Source organism: Spartinivicinus ruber, from assembly GCF_011009015.1.
Taxonomy (GTDB): domain Bacteria; phylum Pseudomonadota; class Gammaproteobacteria; order Pseudomonadales; family Zooshikellaceae; genus Spartinivicinus; species Spartinivicinus ruber.
Genome location: NZ_CP048878.1, coordinates 3,820,291 through 3,839,644, shown reverse-complemented (window position 1 = coordinate 3,839,644; position 19,354 = coordinate 3,820,291). Strand labels below are relative to the sequence as shown.

General features: G+C 38.7%; 9 protein-coding genes. 5 read left to right on the top strand and 4 right to left on the bottom strand.

The genetic code is table 11. From position 1 onward, the window contains the following. Positions 1–7 precede the first annotated feature (7 nt). On the top strand, positions 8–727 hold the full coding sequence (locus G4Y78_RS17390; RefSeq protein WP_163834229.1) for a DUF1223 domain-containing protein: 720 nt from the start codon (positions 8–10) through the stop codon (positions 725–727). A 25-nt stretch (positions 728–752) separates the two neighbouring features. Here the strand turns inward: G4Y78_RS17390 and G4Y78_RS17385 are convergent, their stop codons facing one another. Beyond that, positions 753–2,399 carry a M20/M25/M40 family metallo-hydrolase gene (locus G4Y78_RS17385; RefSeq protein WP_163834228.1) on the bottom strand — a complete coding sequence of 549 codons (1,647 nt, stop codon included), beginning with the start codon at positions 2,397–2,399 and terminating at the stop codon, positions 753–755. Between the two features lie 241 nt (positions 2,400–2,640). Beyond that, on the bottom strand, positions 2,641–5,280 hold the full coding sequence (locus G4Y78_RS17380) for a glycosyl hydrolase family 18 protein (protein ID WP_163834227.1): 2,640 nt from the start codon (positions 5,278–5,280) through the stop codon (positions 2,641–2,643). 442 nt (positions 5,281–5,722) lie between these two features. Here G4Y78_RS17380 and G4Y78_RS17375 point away from each other — a divergent pair, with 442 nt between their 5' ends. Then, a complete protein-coding gene (locus tag G4Y78_RS17375) occupies positions 5,723–6,370 on the top strand; it encodes a hypothetical protein (RefSeq protein WP_163834226.1) in 648 nt (215 codons plus the stop codon). A 15-nt stretch (positions 6,371–6,385) separates the two neighbouring features. Here G4Y78_RS17375 and G4Y78_RS17370 read toward each other — a convergent pair whose 3' ends face one another. After that, entirely contained in the window at positions 6,386–7,267 is an 882-nt protein-coding gene (locus G4Y78_RS17370) for a LysR family transcriptional regulator (RefSeq protein ID WP_163834225.1), read from the bottom strand. A gap of 325 nt (positions 7,268–7,592) precedes the next feature. Here G4Y78_RS17370 and gbdR point away from each other — a divergent pair, with 325 nt between their 5' ends. Together gbdR and G4Y78_RS17360 are read left to right on the top strand one after the other, a co-directional pair. Continuing rightward, positions 7,593–8,579 (top strand): choline metabolism transcriptional regulator GbdR, encoded by a 987-nt coding sequence (gene gbdR / locus G4Y78_RS17365; protein WP_163834224.1) that lies wholly within the window; start codon positions 7,593–7,595, stop codon positions 8,577–8,579. A 565-nt stretch (positions 8,580–9,144) separates the two neighbouring features. Beyond that, positions 9,145–16,839, top strand: a complete 7,695-nt coding sequence (locus G4Y78_RS17360) for a LysM peptidoglycan-binding domain-containing protein (RefSeq protein ID WP_163834223.1) — start codon at positions 9,145–9,147, stop codon at positions 16,837–16,839. A 556-nt stretch (positions 16,840–17,395) separates the two neighbouring features. On the opposite strand, the gene G4Y78_RS17355 is transcribed toward G4Y78_RS17360, so the two are convergent. After that, complete coding sequence (locus tag G4Y78_RS17355) at positions 17,396–18,271, bottom strand: hypothetical protein (RefSeq protein WP_163834222.1); 876 nt, start codon at positions 18,269–18,271, stop codon at positions 17,396–17,398. A 303-nt stretch (positions 18,272–18,574) separates the two neighbouring features. On the opposite strand from G4Y78_RS17355, the gene G4Y78_RS17350 reads away from it, so the two are divergent. After that, positions 18,575–19,342, top strand: coding sequence for a substrate-binding periplasmic protein (locus G4Y78_RS17350; protein ID WP_163834221.1), 768 nt, complete (start codon positions 18,575–18,577; stop codon positions 19,340–19,342). Positions 19,343–19,354: the final 12 nt, after the last annotated feature.

The window sequence follows — 19,354 nt, the reverse complement described above, 5'->3', positions numbered from 1 at the left end:
GGTGGTTGTGAATTGTGTTGTCCGTTATATTCTTTTGGTAATAAGTGGGTTAGCGTCATTCACTGTTGTTGGTCAACAGTTTTCCCATCAAGGTCCTCCAGCACGTATCGTTGAGCTTTACACTTCAGAAGGCTGTAGTAGCTGTCCACCCGCTGATCGCAGCCTATCAAAACTCACAAAAGCCTCTGGGTTATGGCAAGAGGTCATTCCCTTAGCCTTTCATGTAGATTACTGGAACTGGCTGGGTTGGAAGGATCGGTTTAGTAAAGCGGAATACTCTGAGAGGCAGCGTGCATTAAGTGCCAATGGTAATGTACGTTCAGTGTATACGCCTGGTTGGGTCGTTGACGGCGCTGAATGGCGTGGCTGGTTTAAAGGGCAAGCATTACCTCCACAAAAATCTCAACCGGCACCGTTGTTAACTTTAGATTTAACTAACAATCAAGCCACAGTGAAGTTTGCAAAATCGGGTAGATGGCAAGCTAACTTTGCCTTGTTAGGATTTAATTTACAAACAGCAATAAAAGCAGGAGAAAATAGTGGTAAAAACCTGGCCCATGACTTTGTGGTATTAGACTTTCAACAGGAAACTAAAGAAGTGGGGGTTTGGCAGTTTATCATACCCATAGAACAGCTTAATAATCAAAAATTAGCCGTTGTTACTTGGATAACCCGGCCTGAACGGTTTCGTCCGGTTCAGACTGTAGCCGGGTGGTTAGAAAAATAGTCCTAATAATCATTTACGAAGCGTATTACTCGTTTTTGATCACATTCAGCAAGGTCAGCTTCAGGATTTTGGCGCTGGACTTTAACTCCTCAATTGGTGCCCCTTCATTGACCCCATGGTAATTTACTGGTGGGCCCATAGTGCCACCAGAAAACATAGGGCCAACGGCCAGTAAGTTAGCGTGTCCTTTGGCATCAGTACCTCCACCAATAGCGAGCCGAGGACATTCTTCACCTTTTACTGATTTGTAAGCTGCGTCAATGTATTTAAATAAAGGGCCGTCAACTCGGCGTAAGTCTGGAGCGGTGGAGCGTTGAGTGAAAAATTTTACTTGGCTTTTATGCTGTTGGTTAAATGCATTGGTCAGCTCCGTAAATATCGCTTTAAAGCGACTATTGCCTGGTAAAAATCCTTCGGTAATACCGTCCCATTGAGTGGTTTGATGGCCTGTTGCATAACGAATATCTACCCGTAGTCGTATTTGTTTCTCATTCGCTTTCAAGCGAGTAATGGCATAAGTAGTGCCATTATTTTTCGGAAAGACATTATCATAAGCCTGTAATAACTGAGGATGTTTTTCTCCAAAAACATAGGTGCCCCACACCCACTCAATAAATTGTGTTATTTGGCTGAAATCATTTTGAGCGAGATAACCTTGATTAACCTTACCTGCCAAATAGTTTGCAAGTGATACCAGAGGGTTAGCGCCGCTAGCTCGGTTAGCATGAGGAACAGAACCATGTTGTGCACCTGTAACTTTGGTAGTTAGAATTAATTGGTCACCCTCTAACATAGCCTTTAATTTGGCAGGACGATAATTAGCATCGTCAAATGTAAACTGTTTATAGTCAGTCATGACTTGCTGTGCATACGCTTTTAATTTATTCGTGGGTCCTTTTATAATAGCTGTAGCAGTATCTGGAATCTGGTTTGAAGGACCTGCAGGGGTGAACAAGTCTGCTATCCACAACTGGTCGTATGAGTGGTGAGGTTGTCTCGGCAAACTGAAAATGGGTCGCTCAATCCCTTTTTCTGCCCTGACGCACCAAGCGGAATCAAATACGACACCTACTGTAGGAGGCTGCTGCTGAGGGTCTTTCATATAGTGGGGCATACTCATACCCGTTTCTTCCGAGGTATCAAATAGAATTTCTAGTTGCCAATCATCGAGTAAAGGACTGCCATCTAATTCTTTAGCAAGGGATTGTAAAGTTAATAAACTGACCACTGCAGGTCCTTTATCATCGATGGCACCTCTTCCTACTAGAAAATCGGTAAGCTGGCCACGGTATTGGTGTTGTTCAATCCTGGCTTCAAAGGGTTTCCAATCACTATTGCCTGGTGGAACCGTATCTAAGTGGGCGACAATAGATGCTTTTTTTGTTCCTCGGCCAATGCGATAGCCAAATAGCCAGTAATCACGACCTTTAATATGCTGTTTCCACTCAAAGGGAGAAAATTTATCCAGTTGCTGCTGGGTATTAAAATCAGTCATGACTCCATTGATATAATCTCTTAACTGGGCCATATTTTTTTGCATAACCGCTTCATTGGTACGGCCAGGTGTACGGTAAGTTGCGTATTTAATAAACGCACTAGTAGTAGGCAACAACTGACTTTCTAATAGATGGTCAAGTGAGTTGGTTGCAGGTGGTTCAGTTTGTTGGAACATTTGGCAACTGCTTACTGATAACAAACTAGCGAATAAGCAGGCTATGCTTAATGGTGAACGAGGGGGGGATTGCATCTTAAGTGCCTCCATGCCTTTTATTATTTTTTATATTCTGAAGCTAGGTTCGGGACAACTACAAAATAACAATTCAGCTTGGGAGAGTAAATAAACAAAGTCATTAAAGGATCAGCTTTCGATTAATACTGAAAACAATCAAAAGCTGAAAAACAACAAATGTTGTTTATTGAGCTAGTGTTAGTAAGCATTGATGCTTACCTAGGGGTTGCCAGACACTGGCTTTTCCAGGTTCTTCACCTTTAGTCCACCATTTGGCTTTATAGCGAGTGCCTTGATGATGAATAATACTACCTGCAGGATAAGCTTTACTGGCTTGCCAAGCCAGAATAATGTTACTTAATAATTTCCAGGCTTCATTGGTACCTGGTTCGTTGTGACTGTTCCACCAGTTGGATTGCCAGACTAAATAGTTATGACTGACTTTAGCACCTGATTGATAGGTTTTGTCCGCTTGCCAGGCGGGGTAGTTTTTAGCATCGGGGTCTTTATTGCAACTATTTCCTGGGTCATTACTGGTTACTGTTAAAGACCACAAGCGTTGTACATTAGCTTGGCCATCACTCACACTAAGACCAAATTTAAAAATAGTATCCTGTTGAACGGCCGGTGTGGTAAAACGTATTTTACTTACCTGGGTATTATCAACGTTAATACCATTCGGTATTTTCCACTCAAAACTAAGTTGATCGCCATCAGGATCTGTGGATTGACTAGCATCTAACACAACCATGGTATTGGCTTTGACTTTATTAGGACCAGTGATTGTTACCTGAGGCGGGCGATTACCTGGCGTGGTTGAGTCACAAAAGGCTTTACCATCAAATTGATATGTCTCTGCAGAATGGAGGGTTTCTCTTACTTTTGTAGGATTACCTTTGTTATCGGTGGCAATAACTTCGCTGGTGACAGTCCCAGCATAAGGTTGACTGAATTGGTAATAGTTGCCATCTTTTAGCGGGTTACAAACGGCTGCATTCATTGCATTTAAAATGAGGCCATTATCAGTTTGAGCTTCCCAAGCGAAAATACCACCCAGGCCGTATTTTTTAATTAACTCACCTTTAGCAATGACTGAACGGGGAGAGTCAAATGCCTCTACATGCGCATAGTGGTAATTTTCATTATTCAGATTGCTATGGGGCTGCCAGATATAAGCGGATTCTGCCTGGCGATCATAATATAAGTATTGAGTATCTTCTTTCATATAATGATCGTAAATATCACGAAAGTCACTCACGCCAAACTCAAATGTGCCTTTATTGCCTAATCCGCTACCATTGCTATTGCTCCACTGTTGGGCTTTGCCATGCCAGAATAATTTCGCATGGTTGGCTTGGGTCTTAATATATTGCCAACCACGGCTATAACTTGCCGCGCCAATGGTTAATTTCGCCATGGGAAATTCAGGGTATAGTTGTTGAATCGTTTTAACAGCACCTTCTACACTGTAATTGTGCATGACCTTGGTCAGAGGCACGGGTTGGCCATTATGCAAAATAATATTACCTAATTCATCTGTGGCATTACCTGTTACGTTATAGGCGCCTGCAACTGGTTTGGCATAAACACCAGCATGATGAGATGGGTCTTTGCCCCATGCCCCATAAAGATCATAGGTCATTAAGTTAATAAAATTAAAATCATCTTTAAGGGTATTGAGATCAACAGCTGCTAGTTTAGCAGGAGATGCAGACAATGCTGCTGTTAACTCAAACTGTTCGCCGAACTCGGCTGTTAAGGCTTTTCGAAGTGCTTTAACAAAAAGCGTAAAGTTATCACTGTCTTCAATATAGCCTGCTGTTAAGTCGGGACTTAATCCTGACCCTCCAGGGAATTCCCAGTCTAAATCAATGCCATCAAATACACCTGGGTTGGTTTTGACGGTATCAATAATCGATTGAATAAAAACCTGATGACGTTCAGGGGTTTTGACCAGGTCATAAAAAGGATCACTAAGTGTCCAACCACCAACGGATAACATGCCTTTTAAATGTGGGAACTGCGCCTTCATGGCTTTAATTGACTCAAGTAAATGAGGAAAAGCTAAATAGTCATAAGGTGATATTTCAAAGTCCCGTTGTTTTTTGGTTACCCCAATTTTAACCAGGTCGCCTTTTAAATTATCATGTTGATCCGGTGCTAAGCCTTGGCCACAGCTGGCTCGCATGACTGCTTTATTTCTGGAATTTTTTCCAAACTGAATATCTAAACCGTTATTTTCTGTAGCATTGGGGCGTTCATAATCACAAATGCCAACAAAAGAATAAAACAGATGGGTAATATTATTCGCGGCAATATAGTCAGCTGTATAAGCACGTTCCCAAACACCCCATTCACCCATATATAAGCCTACTATTTTACCACTATCGGTAACATTAAAGGGTTGATGGTGTTCTTTGGTAGCTGTCCAGTTTCTGTCTTCAGGTTTTACCAACCGAATTTTTTTATATTGAATTTTGTTTTCCCAGTCTAAACCTGTGCGCTCAGCGAGGTAAATATGATAATCACCAGGGCGGAAGCCGGCATATTCTTTAAATGGATCTTGTTCATCCCATAGCCAATCGTAAAACAATTTAAAATGGTCACGTTTTCCAGTATATTTACTGACTTTAAAATCCCAAGGAACAGACATTGTTTGGTCAGGAATATTACCTGATTCTGTTTGGGTTATTTCAACTGTATTGGCAAGTGAAGCTTGCGAGATTAATAAAAAACTGGCAATGCCTGTTAGTATTGGATAGCTAAAAGAAGACTTTTTATTTTTTGCATAAATTTGACTTTTAACTGTTAGGTCGCTAGACATACTAATCCCTCCCTGGGTGAGTTTTTTATATTGGATATACGTTAATTAGAACCATTATTTTGATAGTTATTATTGTTGGTAGATAACAAGTTGAGTATAGCGTAATCTCATTTAGGTAAGTGGCTATAAGTTAACTAAAAATTGGTTTTAAAGTGGTTGTTTTGATGGGGGTTGTCAAAAAGAATAATTCAAGTTGTCAAAACTTTAAAAAATAATGCTTATTTTTTAATATCTTAGTGATATGTGAATAAAAAACGAATTAGTTTACGTCATATAATTTTATATTTATTTTGGCTGTGAACAGATGAATGAATATTTCAAAATAAGACTTTTGTCTAGAATTTAGTTGCAGTATGATTTTTATGATTGTTAGGAATGGAAAGAAGTGCTAACAATTTTTTTGTATTTCTGGACGATTTTCATTACTAAAAGGAGTTTAGTTATGAATATGAAACAGTCAGCATGGCTTAAAAACCATCGCTCGCATGAAAAAAGCTGGTCCAAAAATGTAGCATGCAGTTTGCTCGGTAGTATTTTGCTGAGTGCTGCATTTGTCAGTTTTGCGAAACCTCCATTTGAACCTGATCTGGTAAAGGATGGTAACCGCTGGCTAATTACTTTTTATAATGATGCGGATCCTAAACATGTGCAGTGGGCGACACAAGGTTTATGCTTTTATTATGCTCCCACACCAGTAAGTAGCACTCAACAGCGTTATTATTGGGTTTCTGACACTTATCCTGATTGGAATGGTCAAGCGGCACAAGAGGGGGATCAAGTCTTCATGCATGGTGATTTTCAGTGGCCATATGGTACCGTTGATGGTGGTCATGATGGTATGGAATGGTCATTAGTCGCGCAGCCACGAGACTTTGTGGAAAAAGCCATCGATGTTGGCGCGGGTCATTGGAAAGAGTGGGTGGAAAATGGTCATTTTGGGAGAACGATTGGCTTTGGTAATACGCTTTTAAGGCGTGTGGGTAAATGCCAAATAACGGACCCTCAAGAAGCGATGGAAAAATATCGCCACTTACCAAAGCGGGATGATATTGATACGCCAATGGGGATTACCAGTAAAGCACCTCAATAATAGAAGAGGTAGCACTTACCCTAACGTTTGCGGTAAATGCTGGCTTAAATAGTCAACAAACAATCGTACCTTAGGGGACAGATGACGGTTGTATGGGTAAACAGCCCATACAGCTGTCTGTGGGGGTTGGTATTGATCTAACAGCACCCGTAGTTCCCCTTGCTCAATAGCGGGTTTGACATAATAATCCGGCAGCTGGGTGAGTCCGAGGCCTTTCCTGACAGCATTAAATAATGCAGGTCCGCTGTTACAGCGCCAACGTCCCCTGACACGATACTCTTTTAATTTACCTTCCAATTGAACCAGCCAATAATCGGTTGAACCAATTAAGCAGTTATGCTGCTGAAGCTCAGAAAGGGTGTGAGGGGTACCAAATTGCTTTAAGTAGTTTGGTGCTGCACAGATAAATAACCGGCGGGGAGCAATTCGTTTGGCAATTAGTGTTGAGTCTTTAAGAATGCCCATTCGAATTGCCAGGTCATAGCCTCCTTGAATAATATCCAAGTTTTGGTTGCTCAGATTAACATCTATAGATAGGGCAGGATGCTGCATTAAGAAGTCATTTAACAGTGGGATAATAAACCGCTCACCAAAGGTGGTGGCCACTGTCATACGTAACATACCTTGTGGCGTAGTTTGCATATCTGAAACAGAAAGTTCTGCCTGTTGAAAGCCACTTAGCAAGTGTTGGCACTGTTCAAAATAGACTCTGCCTACATCAGTCAATGTGACTTTACGGGTTGAGCGATAAAGCAGTTGAGCACCAAGTCGGGCTTCCAGGCGAGAAATTAACCGGCTTACATGGGAGTTAGAGACATTCAGCTGCTCGGCAGCGGCGGAAAAACTCCCTTGCTTTACGACTTCCACAAATGCTTCAATGCCAGCCCAGCGACTCATTATTGCTCCTCAGAAACAGACTTTTGTTATTCGTTTTGTTCTACAGCAAGATAGCTTTAATTAAACTGCAATATACCGCTGATGAGCGTTATAAGTGAAGCCCTACACTCGATTGTAATGGGCGTTAGCTGCTGAGACGAGATTAAGCCTATTGAAAGGCTGTTAACGTAGTTCAGGAAATGCTAAAAAAAGTTGGTGTCGCGCCAATTTTTGTGTAAAAAATAGACAATAAAATTGGTTGTATTAAAGTAATAAAAAATTACAAATATATGATAAACAACAATAAATTGACTGTGGTCTGTCTTGCCTTTGAGGAGTTAGCAATATGATGATGAGTAACTCTATTCTCCGCACTATAGGCTTCGTATTGGTGGATAACTTCACCATGATCTCGCAGGTATCTGCAGTTGAAGCTTTACGGATGGCCAATCATATTTCCCAGCAACCGCTTTACCAGTGGAAAATCCTTTCTGCTGATGGTAATCCGGTTACTGCCAGCGATGGGGTTACTGTGAATGTTGATGGTGACTTGGAAAGTATGAATCAAGTGTTTGATTGGATTATTGTCTGTGGGGGATTACATGTTAAGGAGCAGTGTAATAAAACGCTATTGCAATGGTTGCAACGCCAAGCAAAAAAGAAAATAAAGTTGGGTGCTATTTGTACAGGTAGTTACTTATTAGCCAAGGCCGGTTTATTAGACGGCTATGGTTGTACAATTCACTGGGAGTATATGGCCAGTTTTAAGGAAGAATTTCCAAAACTGAATATTTGCAATGGCCTGTTTCGTTTTGATCGTGACCGGGTAACTTGTAGTGGTGGTACAGCACCCTTGGATATGATGTTAGACTTAATCAGTCGTGAGCATGATCGGTCACTCAGTGCAGATATTTCTGAAATGTTTTTATACGACCGAATTCGTACTGAAGTAGAACAACAAAAGGTGCCACTTAAGCATACTCTTGGTGTAACTCAACCAAAACTGGTTGAAACGGTTGCGTTGATGGAAGCCAATTTAGAAGAAACTATCTCCCTAGACGAACTAGCCAGTTATGTTGGATTATCCCGTCGTCAACTGGAAAGGTTATTTTTAAAATACCTGGACTGTTCCCCATCACGATATTATTTAAAATTACGTTTACAACGAGCACGTCAGCTGCTGCAACAAACCAATTTATCCATTATTGATGTTGCAGCCGCCTGTGGTTTTGTTTCTACCCCCCATTTCAGCAAACGCTATCGGGATTGTTTTGGTATCCCTCCTCGTGACGAACGATTAATTCATCATAAACCCATGATGACTTTGCAGTAGCCTGTTGGCTACTGCCTTCCTTCTTATTGCACTGAATACACAGCATATTAACAGTAGCCAAAACTTACTCTTCGAGAACTATCATTATAAGTATTGCCTATCATAAAACAAAAGCAGTCATTATTTCACTCAGCGTATTTGTGCGATATTTAGTCAAGTATGGATTTGAATCACCACCGTTGTTTTCTACCCAATGTGAGAGTGTTTTGTCGGCGTCACTATTAAGTGATGAGGCTATAAATAAAAGGTAATTGGGGGGGAATAAGAATAATAAATATATTAGGGTTGCAACATAATCCAAAAAATATGGGCTGGATTAAATACCCACTAAAAAAAATAATAATCCTGGTTTGTGTGTGATGAAGATAACATTTTTTATGAATTTGTAGGGTGTCTGTATTTTGAGATACTTATATTATGATAGTTAATGGTGGTAACTAATATAAATATAATAAGGTTAAAGTATATGGTTTTTGGTTGTGCTTTTAATTAAAAATAAAAAAAGTGTCTATACAAATAAAATAAATTAGTGTTTTTTTGTGTGTCAAGCTGTTAGGAATAATATATGAAAATAGTGTCTTCTGAACACTCAGGCCGTAATCAGTTTACTAAGCAATCTGACTTGAGTCGAGATAATGTTAATAGTAAATCAACTGGAAAAAATACCCAAAGGGGTAACAACGCAACCGGCTTAACAAGTCAGCTTGTCAATTCATTATCGAAACAACCAACTGAAGAAAATGAGTGGCTAACAGAAGATCGTCCTGAATCCAATGATCCCAGTAAAGTGAATTTAATTAGTCGGATTGGTCCCGATGCCAGAAAAATACTGGATAAGTTATTAGGAAAAAATACGGGAGTGGATGCTGCTGTTGATAGGCAAGTAGAAGCTAACAATCAGCACAGTAATCGAGGAAAAGTTAAAACAGCTTGGGAGCAAGCCTGGGATAGAATGTATACAACAGGTAAGCTAGGCCAAATGGATGTCAGTATTGGGGCAATTAACCGTCCTCAGCTCGGTAATTATGCGCAAGAAAAAAGTGATATTAAATCAGCTATTGTTAACTGGTTTAAAAGTAGCGAAAATTTAAACTCTACTTTTCGAAACTTATTTCAAGGCAATGCAAAGCAGGTTGAGGACAATTTAAAAACGAATCTTGCCAATACTGAAGAGCTATTTCATCGAAATGGTGTAAAAGAACAGCTGAGAAAACTATTAGGCTTATCTACAAGTGCGTCGAACCAGGAAATTGCTGGGGGATTTACCAAATTTTTACAAACAATGCCTGAAAATGCTTCTTTTTCGTTGAGTGGCAGTGGAGGAATTGATTTAAAGTGGCCAAGCACGAGTGTCGGTACAACATTTACGGGGGTAATGGCCAAGGTAGGTATTGAAGGAGAAAACAGCCTTAAATTTGAGCGGGATGCGAGTGGTATTAAAATAACAATGGGAGGAAACTCCACTTTTAAAGGTCTAACTTTAGAGCTTGGGGTTTATTCACCAATGTCACGATATATGTTGGGTACCCATGCTGAAGTTGATGCAACACTGGGTAAAACAACTAGAGACCAGCGAGTATCAGCGTATTTTTCAGGGGAAAAATTAACGCAGTTTATCGACAAATTGGCACAAATTGACGATCAGAAACTCAGTTTGGAGTGGGTGGCGAATAATGCCCAGCGAAAACCCAATGGTAAAAACAGTATTCAAGTGAGTAAATCACTGGAAGTAAAGCCAATTATCGTTGAAGTGGATGGTCAGATAAAGCTGGGGGCAACAGTCCCTTCGCCTATTAATAGTGGTGATGATGGTACGGTAGGTGTAGGACGCTCTGGAGGGGTGATGTATGGCGTTGCAGCCCACTTAACCAACGATAAAGTATTAAAATGGAAAGCAGAGTCTGGCTATGATGCTGAAAATCCTGATTTTAGTTTAACTGCAGATAAAGACGGTAACGTTGATTTTTTTGACTTTAAAAAAGCAAAGTTTAAGTTATCTTCAACAATTTGGTCAAGACCAGCCAAAATTACTTATCCAGATATTAGTCCTGAAGGTACTTCTCCCGATGTATCGACTACGATTGGTGGTGGCGGTTTATTTTCATCTGCTATTTTAGATGAAAAAACACTTGCCGAATGGGGAGAAAAAATTAAAGGCAAGCAACCAAGTCAGCCTAAACCTAGTGATATTATCCCTGGTGAAAGTGGTCAAGCATTGAAAACCAATCGGTTTGTTAATGTTACAGGCATTACTATTGATAGTGATCATTTAGAGAGTACTATTAATAAATATTCATCACTAAAACGTTTTTTTGCCAATGACCCTGATGCAAAGTGGCGTTTGCAGAATGTCCTGAAGCATCAAGTTGATGGGGGTAATACGACACTTAACCTGGAGTTTCGCCTTAAAGATAGCCAATATCAAGCAATTAATAAAATTGTAGGTCAGCAGACAGCTGATAGTTTGTCAAGTGATTCTAAAAAACAAATTGAAGCAATATTAGATAACCAGAATAATTTTGAATTATCGGGATACAATTTGGTAGAAGATCGCAATATCAAGCATAAACGCGGTTTAGGGTTAGTATTTGTTAGTGTTAATAGTACAAATGAATTAAAAATAAATGATACTATTCACAAGGAGCAAGTGATTACTGGATTAGGCATCTCAACGATTACTGATAAGACGCGTGGGATCAGCTCATTATATCAAAATCGTGGCCGTGCATTGCAACTTATTCATAATGATGTAAGTGACAAGCCAAGCTCAAGTCGTAAAGATTTTGCTGAAAATAGCCAGCAAATTGAACGGATACGACAACTGGAGGCAACGGGCCAGGCATCTCATAAAGAACTAGCGATGATTACCCAGTTTGATAGTTATTTAGAAAACTTGGGTAAAGAAGCTAATTATAGTGATAACTCAACTATTTTTGAAACGATAGATTATTCTCGCCATAAAGGAACAGCAAATTCAACACAGGCAGCTGCAGAAGCAGCCAGTAAAGTGAAAAGTGCTACCACGGGTGGAGCCGTGATTACACAACAGTTTGGCGATTATTGGGTGCCGGTATATACGGTTACTCGCACTCAGAATGATCAAATACGTGTTTATAACACCCAAGGGCAGCAGATCAAATCTTTTAATAATAAACAACATCAAAATGACAATGCTGTAAATCAGTTTTTAGCAAGTCTGCTAAATGTAGAAGGTGATAGCCGAGCTTATAAAGTGCTGGTAACCAAGGATAATTTTAATCAGCAATTTTCCTCGTTACGGCAATCTCCTTATGAACCAGCACCTGATTATGTTTCGCAGGGCGGTCAAACTAATCGGCCAACAATAGACGCTAGTAGTACATTCAACCCAGCAGATCGCTCAGTGACTAATATACAAACTGAGTACGACAAAATTCGGGCAAATGATAAAACGGTTGTATTACATAGTGATAATGGTGCTTCAGTAACACTAAAAAAATCGGAAGCTTATGAACTTGGACTAAAAGTTAATGGACAGCTTATCACCCATGATACTGATTTTAACGAATCACTATTCAGTGACAGTCAGAAACAGGTGAGTTGGGACTTTGATCGAGCAACGCTGGCTTTACTTCATGATACTGACAACTTTGAGCGAAATCGGCTGTTATTGAAAAAAACATCCATTGTTTCAGGCAATGAGCAACTGGGTAAAAATGAAGCAGACTTTATCTTACAAGCAAGAAACCTTGCCAGCAATGCAGCAGACTTTGATAATTTTTTAGGGCAGTTACATCAGTGGGCAACGACTGAAAAAGGCAAATTAATTCAAGCAATTAATTCTGATAACCTATTTAATGGCGCTCACGTTACGGAAGTTAACATTGAAAGTGATGGTAGCTATAAAATAACGTATGATAAAAATAATAAAGTCTCTTCAGCACTGAATAATCGCGATATCGTTCAATATTTTTCTGATCGTATCAGCTCGCGTGGTAGTTATAACTTTGAAGGTGGTGATCATGTCCCTTTATTGATTGCATCTGCATTAGGGCGCCCTTTAGAGATTACAACCACCATTCCTGGTGCACACAATATTTCAATTAAACAAGGGTTGACTGGTAAACGTTTAACTGGTGAGCCAATTAAACTGTTTCAAAATGGAGCGGACCATTATCAAGTCATCATCAATGGTGAAAAAATAGACGTACCTAAAGATGGAGACTGTTTATTTCATGCAGTATTAGCAGCAGACCCTAGGTATAACAAGCAATATCCTAATATACCAGGATATATACCCAGTGATAATAGTTATCCGGTAGAAGGTGATGGGCCAGCAGTTCAGGCACTTCGTAATCGGGTTAAACAATGGCTTAACAAAAATAGTGAAGCAGCAGGGGCTGAACTGAGTAATAAAACTGATCTGACAAAAGTTGCTGAAGCATTAAATAAATCACAAGTTGTTCAAACGGCGCCTGAATCGGTGTTAAGCAAAAAAATTGAAACCTCTTTACAGGACAATAAGCTGAAGCTTAATTTAACTGATATTGTTGAGAAACGATATAATAGTCGTAAACGCATCCTGGAAAATGGCAATGGCCATACATCAAAAGTATTATCAGCCTATTCCGCATTTGGTACGGCTAATGGCTTAAGAGTTTTAGGTGAGTATGGTATTGGCAGTTCACCTTTAGAACGATTACAAGCTTCTTCAACATTATTAGGTGCTGCAGAAGAAGTACTGTCAGGCGTTGCGACCATCGGTGATTTAGCCAAAAAACTGAATTTAAAACTGCCTAAATCCGGTGCAGCCACAAAAGCATTAGCAAAAGCATTTGGAGGTTCAGATGGTTTGGCAAAACTGGGTAAGTTGGGAAAATTAGGTAAAGTGGCTGGTCCATTAGGTGTTATTACAGGTGGCTTGGATATTGTCAGTGGTGCTTTTGGATTAGATGCAGCGATTAGAAATGGCGATAAATATGGAATTGCTTCATCAGTATTTGACATCACCAGCGGTATATTAGGAATAGGTGCAGTTGCTTTTGCTGCAACTCCTGCAGGGCCTATCCTAGCCATTGGGGCATTAGTGGCTTCTGCCATCAGTCAAGGTATTCAAGCGGCGAAGACAGTTGAAAACTTTGAAAAAGAAGTCCGCCCATTAGCCTGGTATGAAAAGCTAGGGTATGGTGCAGCGGCATTCTTTGGACTGGATGATAAAACCCCTTGGCATCGTGAGTTGCAAGAGTCTCGTCGACAGAAAGCAATAGATGACCGTAAAGAGTTGATTGCTGATCAAAAAGAACGCATTGATCAAATATTTAGATTATCTGGCGATGTAAAAACGGATACCTCTGCAATGTATCCGGATGCTTCAACGTTTCTTTTTGGGGAACATCCTTCAATGAGAAAAATGACGGCTCAAGAGCTTGAAGCATCTAATCAAATGTTAAGAGAACTTGGCGTGAGTAACGATGAAATTAATCGGTTAACTCCTCATACCCTTAATAATGGGCCATCAAGTATTATGACTGAAAAGCGAGGCTTTGGGAGCTTGAACAAAGCTATTTATTATAATGTTAATGATGGTTTTAACCCCAATGAAGCAGACTATCAGCATATAGATTCAGTGACGGACACAGCTATTCGTGAAAATACTGGGAGCAGGACATTAGCATTTGCTGTTCGTGGTAAAGACCAAGGCCGTTTTATTCATGGTTTTAATGATAAAGAAAATAGTTTTATCTCTACCAAGGCGACAGAGCAAACGTATTTTGGTAAAGATGAAAATGATTCAGTGGTTTACAGTGCGGGTGGATTAACGGCTTTAACTGGCAATAGAGAAGCTGATCCTGCATCTATTCAACCTTCGCATCTTTATTTTCATGGTGATGAAGGTCAAGATACTGCTTCATTTATTTTAAAGCCTCATGCAAGTGTCAATTATAAAGTGAAAAAAGGCGATTCATGGTGGGGAATTACTCAGCGGTATTTTGGTGCGAATAATGGCCATAAATATGAAGCATTACAGAAAGCCAATCCGGATATTGCAAAAAGGGGATTATGGGCTGATGATGTACTCACCATTCCGGTGTTGGAATATCAAGTGGCGCGTGGTGATTCATGGTGGGAAATAGCCCGTTCTCATTATGGGGATGGTGAAAAATACAAAATATTACAACAAGCCAATCTAGACATTGCAAAGAGAGGGTTATGGGCAGGTGATGTAATCCGTATTCCACCCATTTCAGAAAATAATCAGTATGATTCTACGCAAAAAAATAACCACATTAGTATTACAGCGAAGCCAGCTGTTACTTATCATGTACAAAAGGGTGACTCATGGTGGGGAATTACTCAGCGGTATTTTGGTGCCAATAATGGCCATAAATACGAAGTATTACAGAAAGCCAATCCGGATATTGCGAAAAGGGGATTATGGGCTGATGATGTACTCACCATTCCGGTGCTGGAATATCAAGTGGCGCGTGGTGATTCATGGTGGGAAATAGCCCGTTCTCATTATGGGGATGGTGAAAAATATAGACTGTTACAGGAAGCTAATCCAAACATTGCAAAAAGAGGGTTATGGGCGGGTGATGTAATCCGTATTCCACCAGCTACTGCCGCTTTAGGTGATGATACAAGCATTATCATTACTGAAAGTGATAATAGCTCAAGCTTGACTACAACAAGCACTGAAAGCTTTATTGTTCGAGGTAATGAAAAAACGGATAGGATAGATGCTGATTTACGAGTCAATCAGCAAGATAAAGTAATTAGTGGCAAAACGTTTGTGTTAGGTGGGGCTGACACCTTGAACTTAGCTACAGGGAACGGAAAAAATAATGTTTTTCAAATAGAAAACATTGGTAATGCAGTGATTAATGTGGGTCATACCCAGTCAGCCATTTTACTGGGTAATCAAGTCAAGGGTAACGTTGTTGTTCATAATGCAGCTGCTGAAGGTGTTGAGTCAACGCTGATTGATATTTCAGGTTGGGGAGCGATTGAGGATTTAACATTTGAATTGGGGGGCAATGGTTTAAAAATCACTAACCGATTAAGTGAAGGTGAACGGAGTTTAGCGATTGATGATAAATCTAAAGTGTTAATCCTAGCCAGGGATCAACAAGGGCGTAATGTGACATTAGGTGAGGAGCAAATTGCATTACTGGAATTAAATCAACAATTATCCGGTCTGGCGCTTATTCCTGATGATTTGGTCTATCTACAGACCGATAAGACTATTACTGTAAATGGAGATGATACGCAGCTACAGCTACGTGGTAAAGGGCGAGCCACTATTCAACGTTCGTCTTCTAACAAAGCAATGACGTTTATTGCGGATCAAGGGGTTAATTTACAATTAAATGCAATTCTGAATGGCGATAGTTTCAAGCTGAATGGTTTACATTTCGAAGATGTCAAAATTCAGGATAATATGCTTGTCAATAAAACAACTGACATCGAGTCTCCTTTAATAGCTGTGGAGACGAATGAACGACTGTCTGAAAATATTGAATTCACTGTGAAATATGATGATTCATTCGTGAGGTATTATACGGATAATCAGGGACGACTGATGCAAGATACTCCTAATTTTCTATTACAAACAGCTTTAGAGCAATCATCTGTACCTACTTTGCCGAGGGAAACCAGTGTGCTTGATAAAGAGGATGATAGCTTACCTGGATTATTTAAAAACTATAAAAATGACTTATGGCGTTTGCCTAATGGGATAATTGTCGATGCAAATGCAGGAAAAGTCTTTGATATGCAAGGTTATGAATATAAGCATGCTAAATATGACGCAGAGCGTAAAATCATTAGCTATCAAACGCAACACAATGATCATGTTGAGATAGATTTTTCAGACCCATCTAAGGTGAATGTGAACTCGCGTATTGCACCTTTTGAAGCAAACGTATTAGAAAATGGTCGCTGGCACTTTACAAGCAAGACACAATCTAATAACGATGAAAATAGTGGTTTTATTGTTGATCCGCAAAATTGGCGAGTGTATAGCCAACAAGACAAGCTGATGGATTATATTTGGTTCCGCTATGATGGGGCGAGAGGACGGCACCTATTAGTCGACTCAGCCACTGGCCCAGGCTATCTTTATAGCAATGAAAAGGTGGTTGGTTTAACGATTGGAAAGTTTTTAGAAGCGCTTACTAATGCAACGAACCAAGATTTAGCGAAACTATCAGAGTTAGTTATTGCTGAAATTGGGAGAAATAGCGTAACGGTTGATGAGTATATTAACGCTAGCGTCTAGCTTATGTATAAAGCCTTTACAAAACTCTATGAAGGCTTTTAAGTTATAGAAAAAATTTTATTATGAAGCCTAAAGTAGTTGAATAAAAAGTTAAACAAGTGAAGGGAATGAAATGATCCACTCATTAATTGAATTGTCAACAACTTCATGTAAAAAACTACCTTTTAGTTCATGTTGAATGTAGGTTTCTATTACATAGAATGAAAAATATGTATTTGTCGCTTGGTTAGCTGTGTCTTGACATGAGCTGTTGCTGGTTGAATAAGAAATTAATATATGTATATTCATGTATTTTTTGTATATGCTGGTTTTTAATGAGTTAGGTTTGTCGGTATTGTATATTGAGTAGTAAATAACCCATAATAATCTCCTAATTACTAAGGGTGTTGCGCAAAAAACAACTTCATCTTCTATGACTACATGATTTTTCATTGACGGAAATGATAATTTATCTATAATTTTGTATAAATCCTCTTTGTATATAAATATATTGTTGTTAGGCTCGTTTTTTGTTTTGAATATTTTTTCTATATTCGCAGAAAAAATTGAGGTGGCTTTAATTGTCGGGTTGTTTTTTTTTTGAATCTTCAAACTCGGTAAGTAATTTAGTTATTTCTCCATTCAATCTAATAATTAGACTGCGAGACATATTTTTTTCGTTTGCTGATTGAACTAAACAGTAGTCTGCTAAAAATTCGGTGCTAACTATTGCGTCTTCGTCATTAAGATTTTTACTTGTTTTGTTTTCTTTTAGATAAGAGTATAGTTTATTTATACTCTTTACAAGAGAGCTGATTTCTCCTTGGCTATCTGGATCGCTTATAATGGAGTCATCACTATCAGTAATTAGCCTTCTATGTTGGTTAAGTTGTTCGGTTATGTTGATAAGATGGCTTGTTACTAATTTCCAAAATACAAATAAAATAATAAAAGAAACTGTTAGGGTCTTTAAGCAGTTTAAGAAAAATATTAGTCCTAATTTTTCTGCTAGTTTAATATAAATTGACTTTAAGTTGTAGGTGACATTAAGTATCCCTAAGTCTGTTTCTGTTGAATCATTTTTTGATTTTTTTGCTAATTTAAAACTGTAGTTTTTTACAAAAAATCCTTTTTCTAAATTATCACCATAGGATATTGGTGAAGTTTGGTGTGGTATTACTTGTACAAACTTTACTTCAGGTATTTTCATTAGAGATTTTAGCTGTATTCCGGTTTGAATATGATCAACATCCCACAAGGAAACTACTAAACTAGGTACATTGGTAATTCTTATTTGTTCTATAGTTGTTTCAATACGTTTAATGTCTTGGTAATAATCATGAGCTAACTGAATTAAGGTGATGATGAGAGCGATTAGGGTACTTACACTAACGGTAATAAATAAAAGTTTTCTTGCAATAGGACTACGACCATATTGATTGATTTTAAGCATAAGCAAACTTATATTAGTTTTGAGGTATTCTAATTAAGATTAATTAGCATAATGGTGTCAGGTAGGGCTATTACTTATAAAGAATTAATAGTTATAAAATTAAAGCTTTTTATTATATTTTTAGTTGACAGAAACAGGGTATGTAGTGTTTGTATAAATAAGGTTTGGCATATTTGGTAACATAACATAGAGTATTTACTTTAGATACTCTATGAGTAACAAATTACTAGTCTGTCTTTTTGACGCTTGAGTTTGGTAGTGCTAGGTTACATTTAATGTTTGAAATTTAGCTTTTGAGTTATTATGCATAGACTAATTCAATCATCCCTTTTGTTTGGGGGGTTATCTTTTTTTTTAATATCGAGCCTTCATGCAGATAATAATAATGTAATACTACTTGCAGAAGAGGCCAGTTCTCCACCTTATTCATACGAAGCTGAAGGGACTCCTACTAAAGGGTTATCTTTGTCTTTGATGAAAGGTATATTTTCTTACTTAGATGTTAAAATGGATTTTAAGCTATTTCCTTGGAAACGTTGTCTGATTCATATGAAAAATGGAACCAGGGATGCGCTAACTGTACTTAGTATAAATAAAGAAAGGCAGCAGTTTTTAGAGTTCACCGAGCCACATTTAGAAATCAAAGGGTATGTTTATTATTCTGCTGCCAGAGAAAAAGAGGTTAGTTGGAACTCATTTGAAGATTTAAAAAAATTTAATATTGGTGTTGTTGCGGGCTTTAATTACGGGACTAACTTTGATCAAGCAAGAAAGACACTGTCATTGAATGTGAATGAAGTAACTAGACTATCTCAAAACTTTGAAAAGCTGTTACTTGGGCGAATAGATGTTATGTTAGCCAATCAGGCTGAAGCAGGGGAGTTTATTCGGCTTAACCCTAAGTATAAGGGAAAAATAAAGCACGCTGAAAAACCTTACATTGTCTATCAATATCGAATGGCATTTTCAAAAAAATCAGAAAAAAGGTATCTTATCCCTAAGATTAACAGTGTAATAAAGAGTATGAGAAGTAATGGAGAGCTTGATAAAATTACATCTAAGTTCTTTTAGTTTCAAGCTCTG